The 16096-nt window shown below is 69.4% G+C and carries 15 protein-coding genes; 11 read left to right on the forward strand and 4 right to left on the reverse strand.

What is annotated here, in order from left to right; genetic code table 11:
* Positions 1–446 precede the first annotated feature (446 nt).
* The 5 genes from LPC10_RS21215 (at position 447) to LPC10_RS21235 (ending at position 6015) form a co-directional block, all read left to right on the forward strand.
* Positions 447–743, forward strand: a complete 297-nt coding sequence (locus LPC10_RS21215) for a succinate dehydrogenase assembly factor 2 (RefSeq protein WP_017483961.1) — start codon at positions 447–449, stop codon at positions 741–743.
* A gap of 198 nt (positions 744–941) precedes the next feature.
* Complete coding sequence (mfd, locus tag LPC10_RS21220; RefSeq protein ID WP_231344233.1) at positions 942–4538, forward strand: transcription-repair coupling factor; 3597 nt, start codon at positions 942–944, stop codon at positions 4536–4538.
* Positions 4539–4844: 306 nt separating this feature from the next.
* Positions 4845–5054, forward strand: a complete 210-nt coding sequence (locus tag LPC10_RS21225; protein WP_108941867.1) for a cold-shock protein — start codon at positions 4845–4847, stop codon at positions 5052–5054.
* A gap of 104 nt (positions 5055–5158) precedes the next feature.
* Complete coding sequence (locus tag LPC10_RS21230; protein WP_231344234.1) at positions 5159–5527, forward strand: DUF6481 family protein; 369 nt, start codon at positions 5159–5161, stop codon at positions 5525–5527.
* 290 nt (positions 5528–5817) lie between these two features.
* A complete protein-coding gene (locus LPC10_RS21235; protein ID WP_231344235.1) occupies positions 5818–6015 on the forward strand; it encodes a hypothetical protein in 198 nt (65 codons plus the stop codon).
* Between the two features lie 155 nt (positions 6016–6170).
* Here the strand turns inward: LPC10_RS21235 and LPC10_RS21240 are convergent, their stop codons facing one another.
* Positions 6171–6512, reverse strand: a complete 342-nt coding sequence (locus tag LPC10_RS21240; protein WP_108941870.1) for a hypothetical protein — start codon at positions 6510–6512, stop codon at positions 6171–6173.
* A gap of 259 nt (positions 6513–6771) precedes the next feature.
* Positions 6772–8268, reverse strand: coding sequence for an AMP-binding protein (locus tag LPC10_RS21245; protein WP_370644590.1), 1497 nt, complete (start codon positions 8266–8268; stop codon positions 6772–6774).
* 194 nt (positions 8269–8462) lie between these two features.
* Here LPC10_RS21245 and LPC10_RS21250 point away from each other — a divergent pair, with 194 nt between their 5' ends.
* Both LPC10_RS21250 and LPC10_RS21255 read left to right on the forward strand, forming a co-directional pair.
* Entirely contained in the window at positions 8463–9719 is a 1257-nt protein-coding gene (locus tag LPC10_RS21250) for an ATP-binding protein (RefSeq protein ID WP_231344238.1), read from the forward strand.
* Positions 9720–9906: 187 nt separating this feature from the next.
* A complete protein-coding gene (locus LPC10_RS21255; protein WP_133089111.1) occupies positions 9907–10269 on the forward strand; it encodes a response regulator in 363 nt (120 codons plus the stop codon).
* 87 nt (positions 10270–10356) lie between these two features.
* Here LPC10_RS21255 and LPC10_RS21260 read toward each other — a convergent pair whose 3' ends face one another.
* Both LPC10_RS21260 and LPC10_RS21265 read right to left on the reverse strand, forming a co-directional pair.
* Entirely contained in the window at positions 10357–11988 is a 1632-nt protein-coding gene (locus tag LPC10_RS21260) for an acyl-CoA synthetase (protein WP_231344239.1), read from the reverse strand.
* A gap of 160 nt (positions 11989–12148) precedes the next feature.
* On the reverse strand, positions 12149–12343 hold the full coding sequence (locus tag LPC10_RS21265; protein ID WP_003599068.1) for a hypothetical protein: 195 nt from the start codon (positions 12341–12343) through the stop codon (positions 12149–12151).
* A 260-nt stretch (positions 12344–12603) separates the two neighbouring features.
* On the opposite strand from LPC10_RS21265, the gene LPC10_RS21270 reads away from it, so the two are divergent.
* The 4 genes from LPC10_RS21270 to LPC10_RS21285 are packed head-to-tail and all read left to right on the forward strand — an operon-like array spanning position 12604 to position 15987.
* Positions 12604–14400: a glycosyltransferase family 39 protein gene (locus tag LPC10_RS21270; RefSeq protein WP_231347112.1), complete on the forward strand. Its 1797-nt coding sequence runs from the start codon at positions 12604–12606 to the stop codon at positions 14398–14400.
* Positions 14397–15164, forward strand: a complete 768-nt coding sequence (locus LPC10_RS21275; protein ID WP_231344240.1) for a glycosyltransferase family 2 protein — start codon at positions 14397–14399, stop codon at positions 15162–15164. Before LPC10_RS21270 ends, LPC10_RS21275 begins: the two co-directional genes overlap by 4 nt.
* 4 nt (positions 15165–15168) lie before the next feature.
* Positions 15169–15498 carry a lipid-A-disaccharide synthase N-terminal domain-containing protein gene (locus tag LPC10_RS21280; protein WP_108941875.1) on the forward strand — a complete coding sequence of 110 codons (330 nt, stop codon included), beginning with the start codon at positions 15169–15171 and terminating at the stop codon, positions 15496–15498.
* A 15-nt stretch (positions 15499–15513) separates the two neighbouring features.
* Entirely contained in the window at positions 15514–15987 is a 474-nt protein-coding gene (locus LPC10_RS21285; RefSeq protein WP_231344241.1) for a DUF2721 domain-containing protein, read from the forward strand.
* The last annotated feature ends 109 nt before the right edge of the window (positions 15988–16096 follow it).

The following is a 16096-nucleotide window of genomic DNA, read 5'->3' on the forward strand; positions in this document are numbered from 1 at the left end:
GGCGGTGAGCCGAGCGGCAGTCTTTGCCTCCGCTCGCTCGGATTGCCAGAGGAAGCGGCCATGCGCGTCCTGCTGGCAGGCTCTTCCTGATGGCTCGGCCGGTTCCTCGCGCCGCCACGGCGCGCGGCGGGCCACGCCGTCACGAGGTTCGATAGGGCGCCGGGCCCCGAGCCGCAGGTGGTCGGCTCGGTGGCCGAAACCGGACCGATCGCGCGGGTCTTCGAGGCGGTGATCCATGCCGGCGCCCTGCACAAGCCGGACATCGCCCGCGTGCTCGACGCCCAGAGCACGGGCGCGCCGCTGCCCTTCACGCACGATCCTTCGCGCACGATGCGAGTTACGTTTCGCCGCAGGTTCGGGCGATGGGGCGCCCCATACGCTGACGCCGTTTGCCCACGGCCGCACGCCCCTCTACATGCGGGTTCAGGATTACCAGGGGACAGCCCATGTCCGGCACCACCCGCACCAGCGCCGACCTCGACCCGCGCCGCCGCCGCACGCTGTTTCGCGCGTGGCACCGCGGCATCCGCGAGATGGATCTGATCATGGGCCGCTTCGCCGATGCCGAGATCGGCGCGTTGTCCGAGGAGGAACTGACGCAGTTCGAGGCGCTGATCGAGGTGCCCGACCGTGACCTGTTCCGCTGGCTCACCGGCGAGGACGCGACGCCGGAGAATTACGACACCGCCGTCTATCGCCGGCTCAAGGCGTTCCATCGGCACGACGCACCGATCCATAACTGAACTCGTCGGCGCAGGCCGGCTTCATCGAACGCGGCACCAAATCCCTCTCCCCTCTGCGGGAGAGGGTGACCCGCGAAGCGGGTCGGGCGAGGGGAGCGCCCTTTCCGGACAGGTCGCCACCTCTCCCGCCTCGCATCCGCGCGGCACCCTCCCCCGCAGAGGGGGAGGGTTCTTCACTGCCTCTTTATCCAAGAATCGATGGCCAAGCCCCAGCCCAAGCCGCCCGCTCCCGCCTCGAAGCCGCAGATTGCCCGCTTCGCCCTGCCGAAATCGGCGCCGCTGACCAAGGCGCTCGATGCGATCAAGCGTGGCGACAGCCCGACGCTGGCCTCCGTGCCCGACGGCTTCGACGCGCTGGTGGCCGCCGACCTCGCCCGGGCGCTGTCGGGCACCTTCGAGGGGCCGGCGGTGCTGGTCCACGTCGCGCGGGATTCCGGGCGCTCCAACGCCTTCCAGAACGCGCTGAAATTCGTCGCTCCCGAGATCGAGGCGATGAGTTTTCCGGCCTGGGACTGCCAGCCCTACGACCGCGTCTCGCCCAATGCCGCGATCGCCGCGCAGCGCATGACCGCGCTCTCGCGGCTGACCCGCTCGCGCTCGTCGGAAGAGAAGCCGCGCATCCTCTGCACCACGGTGAACGCCCTGGTGCAGCGGGTGCCGCCCCGCGCCCGGGTTGCGGTCGAGACCTTCTCGGCGGCGATCGGCAACGTGGTGCCGATGGACAAGGTGGTGGCCTGGGTCGAGGCCAACGGCTTCCTGCGCACCGGCACGGTGCGGGATACCGGCGAGTACGCCGTGCGCGGCGGCATCCTCGATCTCTCGCCGCCGGGCCTGCCGAACCCGATCCGCCTCGACTTCTTCGGCGACACCCTCGAATCGATCCGCGCCTTCGATCCCGAGACGCAGCGCACGGTGGGCTCGCTCCGCTCCCTGGACCTCGTGCCGATGAGCGAGGTGCAGCTCACCACCGAGACGATTCGGCGCTTCCGCCAGGGTTATCTCACGAGCTTCGGCGCGGCGACCCGCGACGACCGGCTCTACGAGACGGTGAGTGAGGGGCGGCGCTATGCCGGCCTCGAGCACTGGATGCCGTTGTTCTACGACGGCCTCGACACCCTGTTCGATTATCTCGGCGACGTGCCGATGCTGTTCGACCCGCAGGTCGAGGAAGCGGCGTCCGAGCGGCTCTCGCTGATCCAGGATTATTTCCAGGCCCGCGAGGCGGCGCTGAAGAACCCGCAATCGGGTGTGGCGCCCTACAAGCCGCTGCCGCCCCGCGCGCTCTACCTCACCCCTAACGAGTGGAAGGGTAAGGTCGAGGCCGGCACGGTGGCGCGGCTCACCCCCTTCGCCCAGCCGGATTCGGATGAGCGGGCGGTGATCGATTGCGGTGCCAGGGCCGGCCGCAACTTCGCGCCCGAGCGGGCCGACGAGGCGGCCAGCGTGTTCGACGCCGCGGTGGCGCATATCCGCGACCTCCAAGCATCCGGGCATCACGTGATCCTTGGATCCTGGTCCGACGGTTCCCGCGACCGGCTCTGCGGCGTGCTGACCGATCACGGCCTGAAAAAACCGATCGAGATCAACACCTTCACGGCCGTGAACGCGCTCAAGCGCGGCACCGACGTGGCGGTCGCGGTCTGGGGCCTGGAGGCGGGCTTCACCCTCGACAAGCTGGCGGTGGTGGCCGAGGGCGACATCCTCGGTGACCGGCTGGTGCGCCAAAAGCGCAAGTCCAAACGGCCCCAGGACATCATCCTGGAAGTGCAGGCGCTCCAGCCCGGCGACCTCGTGGTCCATGCCGATCACGGCATCGGCCGCTTCGTTGGCCTCAAGACCATCACCGCGGCCGGTGCGCCGCACGACTGCCTGGAACTGCAATATGCCGGCGGCCTGCTGCTCTTGCCGGTGGAGAATATCGAGCTTCTGACCCGCTACGGCTCGGAGGATTCCGAGGTCGCGCTGGACCGCCTCGGCGGCGGGGCGTGGCAGGCCCGCAAGGCCAAGATGAAGCGCCGCATCCTCGAGATGGCGGGCGAACTCATCAAGGTGGCCGCCGCGCGCTTCGTGAAGCCCGCTCCCAGCCTCAAGGCCCCGGAGGGGCTCTACGAAGAGTTCGCCGCGCGCTTCGCCTTCCAGGAGACCGAGGATCAGGCCAACGCCATCGACGCGGTGCTCGACGACCTCAATGCCGGGCGTCCGATGGACCGCCTCGTCTGCGGCGATGTCGGCTTCGGCAAGACCGAGGTGGCGCTCCGCGCGGCCTTCGCTTCGGCGATCTCGGGCAAGCAAGTCGCGGTGGTCGTACCCACCACCCTGCTCGCGCGCCAGCACTACCGTACCTTCGCCGAGCGCTTCAAAGGTCTGCCGATCAACGTGGCGCAGCTCTCGCGCTTCGTCTCGGCCGGCGATCAGCGCCAGACCCGCGCGGGGCTGGCCGAAGGCAAGGTCGACATCGTCGTCGGTACCCACGCGTTGCTGGCCAAGAACGTCGCCTTCAAGGATCTCGGCCTCATCATCGTCGATGAGGAGCAGCATTTCGGCGTCGCCCACAAGGAGCGGCTGAAGGCGCTCCAGGCGGACGTCCACGTGCTGACGCTCTCGGCCACCCCGATCCCGCGCACGCTGCAGCTCGCCATGACGGGCGTGCGCGAACTCTCGATCATCGCCACGCCGCCGGTGGATCGGCTGGCCGTGCGCACCTTCGTGACGCCGTTCGATCCCCTTCTGATCCGCGAGGCACTGCTGCGCGAGCGCTACCGTGGCGGACAGGCCTTCTACGTGGTGCCGCGCATCGAGGATCTGGCGGAGGTCAAGCGCTTCCTAGATCAGGAGATGCCGGAGGTGACGGTGGCGGTCGCCCATGGCCAGATGGCAGCGGGCCAGCTCGAGGACGTGATGACCGCGTTCTACGAGGGCAAGTACGACGTGCTGCTCTCGACCACCATCGTCGAATCCGGCCTCGACATCCCGACCGCGAACACGCTGATCGTGCACCGGGCCGACATGTTCGGGCTGGCCGCGCTCTACCAGCTCCGCGGGCGCGTCGGACGCTCCAAGGCGCGGGCCTATGCTCTGTTCACGACGCCGGCCAACCGTCAGCTCACCACCCAGGCCGAGCAGCGGCTCAAGGTGCTCCAGAGCCTCGACACGCTCGGCGCCGGCTTCCAGCTCGCCTCCCACGACCTCGACATCCGCGGTGCCGGCAATTTGCTTGGCGACGCCCAGTCCGGCCACATCAAGGAAGTGGGCTACGAACTCTACCAGCAGATGCTAGAGGACGCCGTCACCGCGCTCAAGGCCGGGATCGAGGAGCCGGTGGAGGAGGCGTGGTCGCCGACCATCGCGCTCGGCGCGCCCGTGACGATCCCGGAGGATTACGTCGAGGATCTCACCGTCCGACTCGGTCTCTACCGCCGCCTCTCCACGCTGGAGAACGACGCCGAGATGGAGAGTTTTGGGGCCGAGCTGATCGACCGCTTCGGGCCCCTCCCGCCGGAGGTGGAGCAGCTCCTGAAGATCGTGACCATCAAGATCCTGTGCCGCGAGGCCAATGTCGAGAAAGTCGAGGCCGGGCCGAAGGGCGTCGTGGTCCACTTCCGCGAAAAGTCCTTCGCCAACCCGCAGGGGCTCGCCGCCATGGTCGTGGAGCAGGGCTCCTTCGCCAAGGTCCGTCCCGACATGAGCGTCGTGTTCATCCGCGAACTCGACACCGTGCCCAAGCGCCTGAAGGAGACGACGCAGATCATGCGCGGCCTCGTGACCATCGCCAAGCGGGCGACGAAGGCGGCGTGAAGACGTGGTGGGGCGAGGGAGATCTTCGCCTCAACACGCGCCACGCATTGAAGAATCGCGGGTGCAGGCAGGTCGTTTCAAGCGATCTGCCAACAATTATTGCGCTACGAAAAATAAAATACCGCCTTGATAAAGCTCCATTCCAATTGCATATAAGTTCTCATCGATGCGAGGCCGGATTTTCTGGGCCGTAACGCCTCCGCAGGGCGGTTCTCATTTTCCTTCGTTATCGGTCGAACGACACAGCCTCGGTGCCGCAGGGCGCAGAGGCTCGCTAGCTGTATCCTGCGGAGACAAGGACATTCTATGAGCACCGGCACCGTCAAGTGGTTCAACGAGCAGAAGGGCTTCGGCTTCATCCAGCCTGAGGACGGCTCGAAGGACGTTTTCGTCCACATCTCCGCCGTCGAGCGCGCCGGCCTGCGCGGCCTCACCGAGGGCCAGCGGGTCTCCTACGAGATGGAAACCGACCGCCGTTCCGGCAAGCAGTCGGCGGGACAGCTCCAGGTCGCGTAATCCGCGCCTGAACCCGACATGTCGAAGCCGCTCCGGTCCGGAGCGGCTTTGCGCTTTTTAGGCCGCGGTTCGCTCCTCGAGCCCGGCACGATCAAGGACACTCTGTGAGCTTCAGCAAACAAAACTCCTTCGACGACCGTCGCCAGGATTCCGCCTCCGCACGGGAGGCCATGCTCGCCCGCTTTCGCGCCCGCCCCTCCCAGGACGATCCGGCCGTCGTGGCGCGCGGCGCCGAGCGCCGCGCGATCGCCGCCGCTCGCGAAGAGCGGGTTCAGGAGCGTGAGCTGCAGCGGCGCCTCGAAGCCGAGCGGCTGGCCGCCATCGCCGCCGCGGAGCGCGAGGCGGAGGCTGCGCGCAAGGCTGCCGAGATCGAGGCAGCCGCCGAGCGCGCCCGTCTCGCTCAGGCCAAGCAGAAAGAGGAGCGGGACGCCCGCTACGCCGCCCGCAAAGCCAAGATCAAACTGCGGCGCTGACCGCCTGTCGGCAGCCGTGGCCGCGAGCCGGACCCGTCCGGCGCGCGGAACCTGCCTCGGCACGGCGCCGGAGCCGATTTCGATCCCCGCCTCAGGCCACGATCGGCGCTCGTTCGTTGCTCCGATGGGGCTCGCCTCCGCCCGAAGCCGTCTTCGACGCTCCGGCGGAAAGAGCATCATCCCGGAAGGGAATCGCCGGCTTTCGGAAAAAGATGGTGCAAAAACAAAGGCCGAGAGCCTGGTCCTGGATCCGATATCCAGGGCGAAGCTCTCGCGTCGAGGAGATACCGATGATGCACAAGTTCAAGCTCGGCCAGCGCGTTCGCCGCGCTCAATCCTCGCCTCTCGACGAGCGACTGGGTTTCGCCGCGGTCAGCGAGATCGTCCGTCTGATGCCCGACGATCCGACGGGGGAGCCATCCTACCGGATCCGCTCGGGCTCGGCGGAACGCGCCGTCCGTGAGAGCGAGATCGTCGCGGCGGCGTAGGCCCCTCACAAGATCCTCGGTCACCGACCGCTCTCCCTCCGGCGAGGATAGCGCCGCGGGCGTTTTGTGAGAGACACGGGGCCCCGCTCGCCCTCGCGCCAATGAAAAAGGCGGGCCCCTCGGCCCGCCCGTCATTGTCCCGTTAAGGGAAAGCCCTAAAGCTCCGGCTCATTAAGCACGTAGGGTCCGATTCGGCTCTTCAAATCGACGGGTGCGCCGGCGCGGGGACCTGCGTCGTCCATCTCGATCACCGGGATTCCGCCGACGCGCATCTGCTCACGCAGGCGGTTGGCCAGGGCGGCAATCTGCGGGTTCGGGCTGGAAGAGAGCTGGAGAACGATCGCCGCGGGGCGAGCGATCACGGCGAGAACATCGTCGGCCGCCTCGATCGAAGCGGTCACGCTCGCGTAACCGAGCCCGGCAAGGTCGGCGGCAAGAGAGCGATCGACGGCCCGGCGGCCATCGTCTACGACGAGCACTTGTTGCAGCGCACCCATAAGCTTCAGCGTTACCCCATGTCGCGCCTCGTGTGAAGAGGCACCCCGGATAACCCGCACGGCCACGATTGGTTCGCCGGCCATGCAGATCAATTCAACATGGAATCGTCTGGCTGAAGGTCTGATGAACTGCACTGCACAGGCCGTGACGAGGCGCGGCGCGGTGTGTGGCTCTCGCGGTTATTCGTTGATATTGCTGATCTTTTCTTCGCCGCGATAAAGACGTGGATGCCGCGCGCGCCGCAGTTGGCGGGCCGGACTACGCGGACGCAAAATTCTCCGGTAGATCGGCGGATTCAGACGTCTCGACCGCCTCGATCGCGGTCGCGAGGCCCGCGAACAGCACCGGCGCGTAGGATGTCTCCCGCCAAGCGCCGTCCGGCGCGTCCGGCGGATTGCCGCGTTGCAGCGCCTTCACGGTGCAGGCTTGACCGCGGAAGGCGAGGCGCCCGTCCGGCTCGTGCCGCAGCGCCATCAGCGTGGCGGGGAGGGCGAGGCGCTCCGGCTTGCCGAGCACGAGAGAGAGATCGCCCGCCGTCCCGCGCCGTCCGGAGAGCAGTGCCGTCTCGTCGAAGACGATCGTATCGACCACCGTGTCGAGCCGCAGGCTCTGCGGCAGGCCCACGGCGCGACTGCGGCCGGGGAGGCGGGTCGGTGCCCGGTGCACTAGGGCGACCGAGCGCAGATCCGCCGGCATGTCGCGGCCGGCGAGGTTCTTTTCGAGGAAGGCGGGAGCGACCAGATGGGTCGGCCCCGGCCGGCGCAGGGCCGCCGCGAAGGCTGCCCCGTCGAAGAGCGGCAGCGTTTCCAGGCTCGCGCCCGCCACGAGGGCGGCGGCGAGCCCGGTGGCGAGGCCGCGCAGGTCGTGCGGGGCGATCAGACTGAGGATGCGCTCGGCGGGGGCGACCCGCATCGCCACGAGATGCGCGGCGGCGGCCGCCACCACCGATTCGCCGCTGCGGTAGACCGGCCGCTCGGGATCGCCTCCGACGAAGCTGATGAGGCCGGCGGATTCGGGCGCCGGTCCGGTGGGCTCTCCGGCGGGGCCGTCGAGAACGAACCGGTCAAGGTTGATCACCCCGTCCGGCACGTCGGGGCCGAAGGCAGCGAGGTAGCGCAGGCCGAAATAGCGCGCGGCGACATTGCAGAGGCGTTGCGCGGGTGCGGCGGAGCCGAGCCGGGCCTGGGTCAGAACCGCGCTCAGCGCCACGTTCTGCGCCGCGGCGAGCAGGCGCTCCTCGTCCCAGGAGACCGGCAGGAGGCAGGCGACGTGGCCGGCGGCCTCGACGGCGAGGATCGCCAGCGCGCTCTCGGCCGAGCCCGGCAGGCACAGGCCGATGCGGCTTCCCGGCGGCAGGCGCCAACTGCGCAGGCCGCGGGCGAGGCGCTCGACGATCTCGGCGGCGGCGGCGTAGGTCCAGGTGATGGCAGGCCGGTCGCTCCAATCCGGCTTGTCGGCAGGATCGACGACCGCGATCCGGTCGGGATGGCGCCGGGCCGTGGCGGTCAGCAGGCTGCCGAGGCTGACACGCCTCTGCGGCGCGGCGGCCTGTACCCGAGGCGGAGCCTCGTCGGGGGCCGCGTCCGTCGCCAAGCCCGCGGGCCTGTCGGACGCATCCTTCGAAGCCTGCTGCGCGGCCCCTTGCGCGGCCTCTTGCAAAGCGCCCTGCAAGGCGCGTTGCAGGGCCCCTTGCAGAGCGTCCTGCAAGGCCCGCGGCGACGCCTCAGCTTGCGTGATAGCCCGTTGCGCCGACACTCGCGCCCGCCCTCGAAAACCACCCCGTTTGATGAATGAATAGGGTTAAGCAAGGCTTAACGTTTGAGGGCCGAGGGCGTCTCGCGTAGAGAATTGCAGGCAGGGAGGCGGCCTTGGCCGGAGGACCCGATTCCTGTTGAGCATGTGAGCGCGCGGTCTGTAGGATCGCGTGCAGGTGAGCCGGGGCCGAAGCGATGCTCGAACTTCTGCGGCGGCTGTGGGAGGTCGAGAATCTTTCGCCCCACGGCATCTGTCTGCTCTGGCGCCCGGAGCTGATCTGGACGCACGTCGTCTCCGACAGCCTGATCGCCTTCGCCTATTTCTCGATTCCCGTCGGCCTGGCTTACTTCGTGTCCCACCGCCGGGACGTGGTGTTCGGCTGGATCTTCTGGTCGTTCGCGGTGTTCATCACCGCCTGCGGCGCGACGCATCTCATGGCAATCTGGACGCTCTGGGTGCCGGATTACGGGCTGGAGGCTGCGGTCAAGCTCCTGACGGGCTTGGCCTCCATCGGCACGTCGGTGGCGCTCTGGGTCCTGATGCCGAAGGCGCTGACGCTGCCGTCTCCCACTCAGCTCCGGCAGGCCAACGAGGCGCTGGAGGCGCGCATCCGGGAGCGCGACGCGGCGCTCGCCGCCTTGGAAGCCGCCAATGCCGAGCGCCAGCGCGCCGAGGAAGCGCTGCGCCAGAGCCAGAAGATGGAGGCGATCGGCCAGCTCACCGGCGGCGTGGCCCACGACTTCAACAACCTGCTCAACGTGGTGCTGCTCAACCTCGACCGGGTCGAGCGCGGCCTGCCCGAGGAGAGTCCCCTGCGCAAGCGCCTGGGCGATGCGATGAAGGGCGCCGAGCGGGCGGCGACGATGACGCACAAGCTGCTGGCCTTCGCCCGCCGCCAGCCGCTCTCGCCGGTGAGCACCGACGTCAACGCCCAGATCGCCTCCTTCGCCGAGTTCCTGGGCGGCACGATCGGCTCGCGGATCCGGCTCGAGACCGATCTCGCCCCGAACCTGCCGCGGGTGAACGTCGATCCCAACCAGTTCGAGAACGCGATCCTCAACCTCGCGGTCAACGCCCGCGACGCGATGCCGGAGGGTGGGACCCTGACGCTGGCCACCCGGCTGCTGCCGGGGGGCGAGGGGCTTGCGGTGGAAGTGTCAGACACCGGAACCGGGATGACGCCGGAGGTCGAGGCCCACGCCTTCGAGCCGTTCTTCACCACGAAGCCGGTGGGGCAGGGGACGGGCCTGGGGCTCAGCCAGGTGTTCGGCTTCGCGCAGCAATCGGGCGGCAACGCCACCTTCGTGCGCGGCGACCGGCCCGGCACGACGGTGCGCCTGTCCTTCCCGGCACAGGGGTCGGTTGCGAACCGTCCGGCACCGACGCGGCCAGCACCGGGCGCCGAGTCCGATTTCGCGCCGCTGATGCCACCGGTGGTGGCCGCGGGCTAGAACATCGTCCTGAAAGGCGCCCGCCGGTTTTCGGGAAAAGGCGATGCGCGAACGAGGGGCTGTAGCATCGTCCCGAAAGGTGGCCGCCGGCTTTCGGGAAAAGACGATGCGCGAACAAGGGAATAGAGCATCGTCGCGACGGGGTGCGGTGGCCGTCACGGCAGCGAGAGGGAGGGAGAGGCGAGGGATGATCGACAAGCGGACGGTGCTCGTCGTCGAGGACGAAGAGATGCTGCTCAACGCCGTGACCATGGAGTTCGAGGATGCCGGCTTTGCCGTGCTCAGCGCGGGCACCGCGGAGGAGGCCTATGGCCTGCTCCAGGGGGCCGAGCGGGTCGATCTCCTCTTCACCGACATCCGCCTGCCGGGCCAACTCGACGGCTGGGACCTCGCCGAACGCGCCCGCCTGCTCCATCCGGCCCTGCCGGTGATCTACGTGACCGGCTACAGCAGCGAGCAGCCCCGGCAGGTGAGCGAGAGCGTGCTGGTGATGAAGCCCTACCGCATGACGGCGATCATGAGCGCCGCGCAGCAATTGGGGGTGGGGTAAGCCGGCCGGCTCCTATGGATTCCGGATTCCCCTGTGCGGCCCCGGGATGACGGAAAGCGGCATCGAAGCGATCAAGCGAACGCCGTATCACTCCTCCCGCGCCTTCTCCCTCAAGACGAACTTCTGCACCTTGCCCGTCGAGGTCTTCGGCAACTCGCCGAACACGATGTGGCGCGGCAACTTGTAGGGCGCGAGCCGCTCGCGGCACCACGCGACCAACTCCTCGGAGGTCGCCTCCCGGCCCTCCTTCAGCTCGATGAAGGCGCAAGGGGTCTCGCCCCACTTCGCGTCGGGCTTGGCCACCACGGCGGCGGCGGCGACGGAGGGGTGCTTGAACAGCGCGTCCTCGACCTCGATCGAGGAGATGTTCTCGCCGCCGGAGATGATGATGTCCTTCGAACGGTCCTTCAACTGAATGTAGCCGTCGGGATGCTTCACCCCGAGATCGCCGGAGCGGAACCAGCCGCCCGCGAAGGCGGCCTGCGTCGAGGCCGGGTTCTTCAGATAGCCGCGCATCACCACATTGCCGCGGAACATCACCTCGCCGAGGCTCGTCCCGTCGGCGGGCAGCGACTCCATCGTCTCGGGATCGCGCACGTCGAGCCCTTCCAGAACGGGGTAGCGCACGCCTTGGCGCGCCTTCTTCTTCGCCCGCTCATCGGGGGCCAGCGCGTCCCAATCCTCGTGCCACGCATTCACGACCGCCGGGCCGTAGGTCTCGGTCAGGCCGTAGAGGTGGGTGACGTCGAAGCCGGCCTCGCCCATGGCGGCGAGGACCGCCTCGGGCGGCGGCGCGGCGGCGGTGAGGAAGTGGACGCGCTGGGGGAGGGGACGCTTCTGCGCGTCGGGGGCGTTGAGCAGCGTCGACATCACGATCGGCGCGCCCGACAGGTGGGTGACGCCGTGCTCGGCCAGCGCCGCGTACATCGCGGGCGCCCGCACCTGGCGCAGGCAGACATGGGTGCCGGCCACGATCGAGAGCGTCCACGGGAAGCACCAGCCGTTGCAGTGAAACATCGGCAAGGTCCAGAGATAGACCGCGTGCTGCGGCAGCCCGGCGGTGATGACGTTGCCGAGCGAGAGCAGGGCCGCGCCGCGGTGGTGATAGACCACGCCCTTCGGGTCGCCCGTGGTGCCGGAGGTGTAATTCAGCGAGATCGCGTCCCACTCGTCGCCCGGCATCGCCCAGTCGTAATCGGGATCGCCCTCGGCCAGGAGCGCCTCGTAGCCGGTCTCGCCGAGGGGCGCGCCCTCGCCGGTGAATTCCGGATCGTCGTAGTCGATGACGAGGGGCGAGACCCCGGCCCGGTCGAGCGCCTCGCGGCCGATCCGCGCGAATTCGCGATCGACGATGAACACCTTGGCCTCGCCGTGGTCGAGACAGAAGGCGAGCGCCGCCGCGTCGAGGCGCGTGTTGAGGGTGTTGAGCACCGCCCCCGTCATCGGCACGCCGTAGTGGCACTCGATCATCGCCGGCGTGTTGGCCAGCAGCACGGCGACGGTGTCGCCGCGGCCGATGCCGCGTGCCGCCAGGGCCGCGGCGAGGCGGCGGCAGCGGGCGTAGAGCTCGGCGTAAGGACGACGCAGGGATCCGTGAATCACCGCGACCTGATCCGGGAAGGTGCGGGCGGCGCGGTCGAGATAGGTCAGCGGCGTGAGCGGCTGATAATTGGCGGGGTTTCGATCGAGATCCCGATCGTAGATCGTCGCACGCGTCATCGGTCTCGCCTCCCTGTTCGAAGGAGATTATCCGAGCTGCGCAGGCGAAACGACAGAGAACAGGCGAAACCACAGAGAAAAGGCCCCGCGGGCAGATGCCCGGGAGCCTTGTCGGATCAGGTTCGAGAGGGGGAGGGCGAGAGCGGCCGAAAAGGGCCGATCAACGCTCCCGGCCGCTGAGGAGCTTCTCCAGGGCGGCGAGCCCGCTGCGCTCGGCAGCCTCTTCCGTGGTCTGCACCCGATCGGCGCGCTGAAACAGCTTGCCGTTCCGGCGGATGGCCCAGGTGAAGTGCCCAGCGGGGCGCTCGCAGGCTTCGATTTCGAGGGTGTAGGGATTTGCGCTGTTGTTTGCCATGAGTGGGATATAGGGACGCCCTCCCGGTCCGGCTACCCACCCGGTGCATGGTTGCGTTGCTTTTCGCGGGCGAGCCCGCCGCCGCGGCGCGTCAGGCCCTCGCATTTGACAATCCGAAGCGGATCATCGACACGGCGCCCGGCCGGGGCGCGGGCCGTCCTCCGGCCTTTTTCATCCGCGCCCGAGCCGCCGATGCCCGTTCCTCCCCACCCGAGCCGGACCGCACCGAGATGGGGCGCGAGATGGGGCGGATGCCGCCCATGATCGATCTCGGCGTCGCGCCGGCCGCGTCGGCGCGGGCGGAGGGGATCCGGCCGCCGGCCGCCTTGCTGGCCGGCCTCCTGAACCGCGTGGATCGGGTACTGTCCTTCGGGGCGGCGAGCCATCTCCGGGCCTGCCTTCTGCTTCTGCTCATCGGGCTCGCGAGTTTCCTGCCGGGCTTCGCCTCGCTCCAGCCGATGGACCGGGATGAGCCGCGCTTCGCCCAGGCCTCCAAGCAGATGCTGGAGACGGGCGACCTCGTCGATATCCGCTTCCAGGCCGAGGCGCGCCACAAGAAGCCGGTCGGGATCTACTGGGCACAGGCCGCCGCTGTGGCCGCCGGCGAGGCGCTCGGCGTCCCGCGGGCGCGCACGCAGATCGGTCTCTACCGCATCCCCTCCCTCCTCGGCGCGCTGGCGGCGACCCTGCTGACCTACTGGGCGGCGCTCGCCCTGCTCGACCGGCGCCGGGCGCTGCTGGCGGCGGCGCTGTTTTCCGCCTGCATCATGCTCTCGGCCGAAGCGCGGCTGGCCAAGACCGACGCGCTGCTCACCGCCTGTTCGGTCGCCGCCTTCGGCGCGCTCGCCCGCGCCTGGCTCGGCCGCGCCCAGCTGGAGCGCCGCCGCGGTCCGGCCTCGCTCGGGACGGCGCTCGTCTTCTGGCTCGGGATCGCCCTCGGCGTGCTCGTGAAGGGGCCGATGGTGCCGCTGTTTGCCGGCCTCGCCGCCCTCGTCCTCTCCTTACGCGAGGGCTCCGCCCGCTGGCTCCTCGACCTCCGGCCGCGGCTGGGGCTCCTCATCACGCTGGTCGTGGTGGCGCCCTGGTTCCTGGCGATCGCCTGGAAGAGCGGCGGCGCCTTCTTCGGCGAGGCGGTGGGGCGCGACATGCTCGGCAAGGTCGGCTCCGGTGCCGAGAAGCATTGGGGCCCGCCTGGCGCCTACGCACTCGCCTTCTTCGCCACCTTCTGGCCGGGCGCGGCCTTCGCCGCCCTGGCGATCCCCTTCGCTTGGGCGCGGCGGGGCGAGGAGGCAGTGGCGCTGCTGCTGGCCTGGATCGTGCCGATGTGGCTGATCTTCGAGGCGGTGCCGACCAAGCTGCCGCACTACGTCCTGCCGCTGATGCCGGCGGTGGCGATCCTCACCGTGCTGGCGCTGTCGCGCGGCGCGCTCGACCCGCGCCGTCCGGGCGCGCGCTGGGTGGCGGGTCTCGTCGTGCTGATCCCGGTTGGGCTGACGCTGGGCCTGAGCCTCGCCGCATGGCGCCTCGATCACGTGCTGCCGCTCGCCGCCCTGCCGCTGCTCCTCGCCGCCTGCGCCCTGGCGGCGCTCGCCTGGGCCGTCTTCGCGCAAGGCGGCCGGCAAAGAGCGGGGCAACGGGCCGGGGAGGGCGCTCTGGCCCTCGGCATCGCCGCCTCGGTGGTGCTGTCGGCCGCCGTCTTCGGCCTGACCCAACCGGTGCTGCAGAGTCTCAAGGTCTCGCCGCGTCTCGCCGCGATCCGCGACGCCCTGCCCTGCGAGGCTCCGCGCGTGGCGAGCCTGGGGCTCCGCGAGCCGAGCCTCGTCTTCACCATCGGCACGGATCTGGCCATGCTGAATTCCGGCGCGGAGGCCGCCGCCTTCCTGCGAGAGGGCGGCTGCCGCCTCGTGCTGGTCGAGGACCGGTTCGCAGCCGAATTCGCCGCCGCGGAAGGCGGGCTCCCGCTGAGCCCCGCCGGCCGGGTCACGGGCTTCAACATCAACGGCGGCAAGCCGGTCGGGGTCTCCGCCTACGCCGCGCTGCCGGGCGCCACACCATGAGCATGACGAACGATCCCGAGCCGCGCCTCAGCGTGGTGGTGCCGGTGAAGAACGAGGCCGGCAACATCGAGGCGCTGGTGGCCGAGATCGGCCATGCCTGCCACAACCTTGCGCCGTTCGAGGTCATCTACGTCGATGACGGCTCAACGGACGAGACCCTGGCCACGCTCCAGGGGCTGCGGGGCAAGCATCCCTGGCTCCGAGTCGTGCGCCACGACCGCAGCGGCGGCCAGAGCGGGGCGGTGCGCAGCGGCGTGCTGCGCGCCCGTGCGCCCGTCATTGCCACCCTCGACGGCGATGGCCAGAACGACCCCTCCTTCATCCCCGTGCTCTTCGCCGCCCTCGAACAGGGCGGCGCGAGCATCGGCCTCGCCCAGGGTCAGCGGATCGGCCGAAAAGGGGCCTGGAAGCAATTCCAGTCGAAGATCGCCAACGGCGTGCGCGGAAAGATCCTGAAGGACGCCACCCGCGACACCGGCTGCGGCCTCAAGGTGTTCCGTCGCGAGGTCTACCTCGCGCTGCCCTATTTCGACGCGCTCCACCGCTTCATGCCGGCGCTCGTCACCCGCGAGGGGTTCGGGGTGGTCCACCGCGACGTGGTGGACCGGCCGCGCTTCACCGGCCGCTCGAATTACGGGATGTTCGACCGGCTCTGGGTCGGCATCCTCGATCTGGCCGGGGTGTGGTGGCTGATCCGGCGGCGGCGCCCGGCCCCGCGGGCCGAGGATGTGCCCGAGGACCTGCCGCACAGCGAGACCCGGTGACCCCATGCTGATCCAGCTCGCCGAGGACCTCCCGGCCTATTTCTACGACGTGTTCGTCACCCGCTTCGATTTCTGGCTGGTGTTCGGCATCGGGGCGCAGCTCGTGTTCGGCTCGCGCTTCATCCTGCAATGGATCGCCAGCGAGCGGGCGGGCAAGAGCGTGATGCCGCTCTCGTTCTGGTTCCTGTCGATCCTCGGCGGGCTGATGACCCTGGTCTACGGCTTCGTGCGCCGGGAGCCGGTGATCATCATCGGCCAGGGCCTCTCGACCGTCATCTACCTGCGCAACCTCGCCCTGATCTTTCGCGAGCGGCGCCGCGCCCGCAACAGCTGAGACGGGCCGGACCGCATGTTCCCGACCGGTTTCGAGGCGGCCGACCCCGAGAGCATCGCCCACATCATTCAGGTGGCGCTCGCCCCCGCCTTCCTGCTCTCGGCGCTGGCGACCCTGCTCAACGTGTTCTCGACCCGGCTGGGCCGCGTCGCCGACAAGGTCGATGCGCTCTCGGCCAGCCTGCCCGGCGCGAACGCGGAGGCGCGGGCGACGCTGGCCCTGCGCCTCGCCTACCTGCGCCGCCGCTCACTCCTGCTCGACGGCGCCGTGGTGCTGGCGAGCCTCGGCGGCGTGATGACGGGGGCGGCCGTGCTGACCCTGTTCGTCGGCGCGCTCAGGGACGCCTCCGCGGCCTCGGTTCTGCTCGCCTGCTTCGGCCTCGCGCTTGCCTGCACCATCCTGGCGATCCTGGCCTTTCTCGCTGAGATCCGTCTGGCCGGCCGGGGCATAAGGCTTGAGGTCGAGCGCAAGCAGGACCGGGCGGCGTAAGGCTTGCCACCGCGCCACCGTCATCGCGAGCGCCAGCGAAGCGATCCAGGCCGCCGCCTCATCCGGAGTGGTTGCGTCCTGGATCGCTTCGGCTCCGCCTCGCGATGAC

The sequence above is a fragment of the Methylorubrum sp. B1-46 genome, assembly GCF_021117295.1.
Lineage (GTDB): Bacteria > Pseudomonadota > Alphaproteobacteria > Rhizobiales > Beijerinckiaceae > Methylobacterium.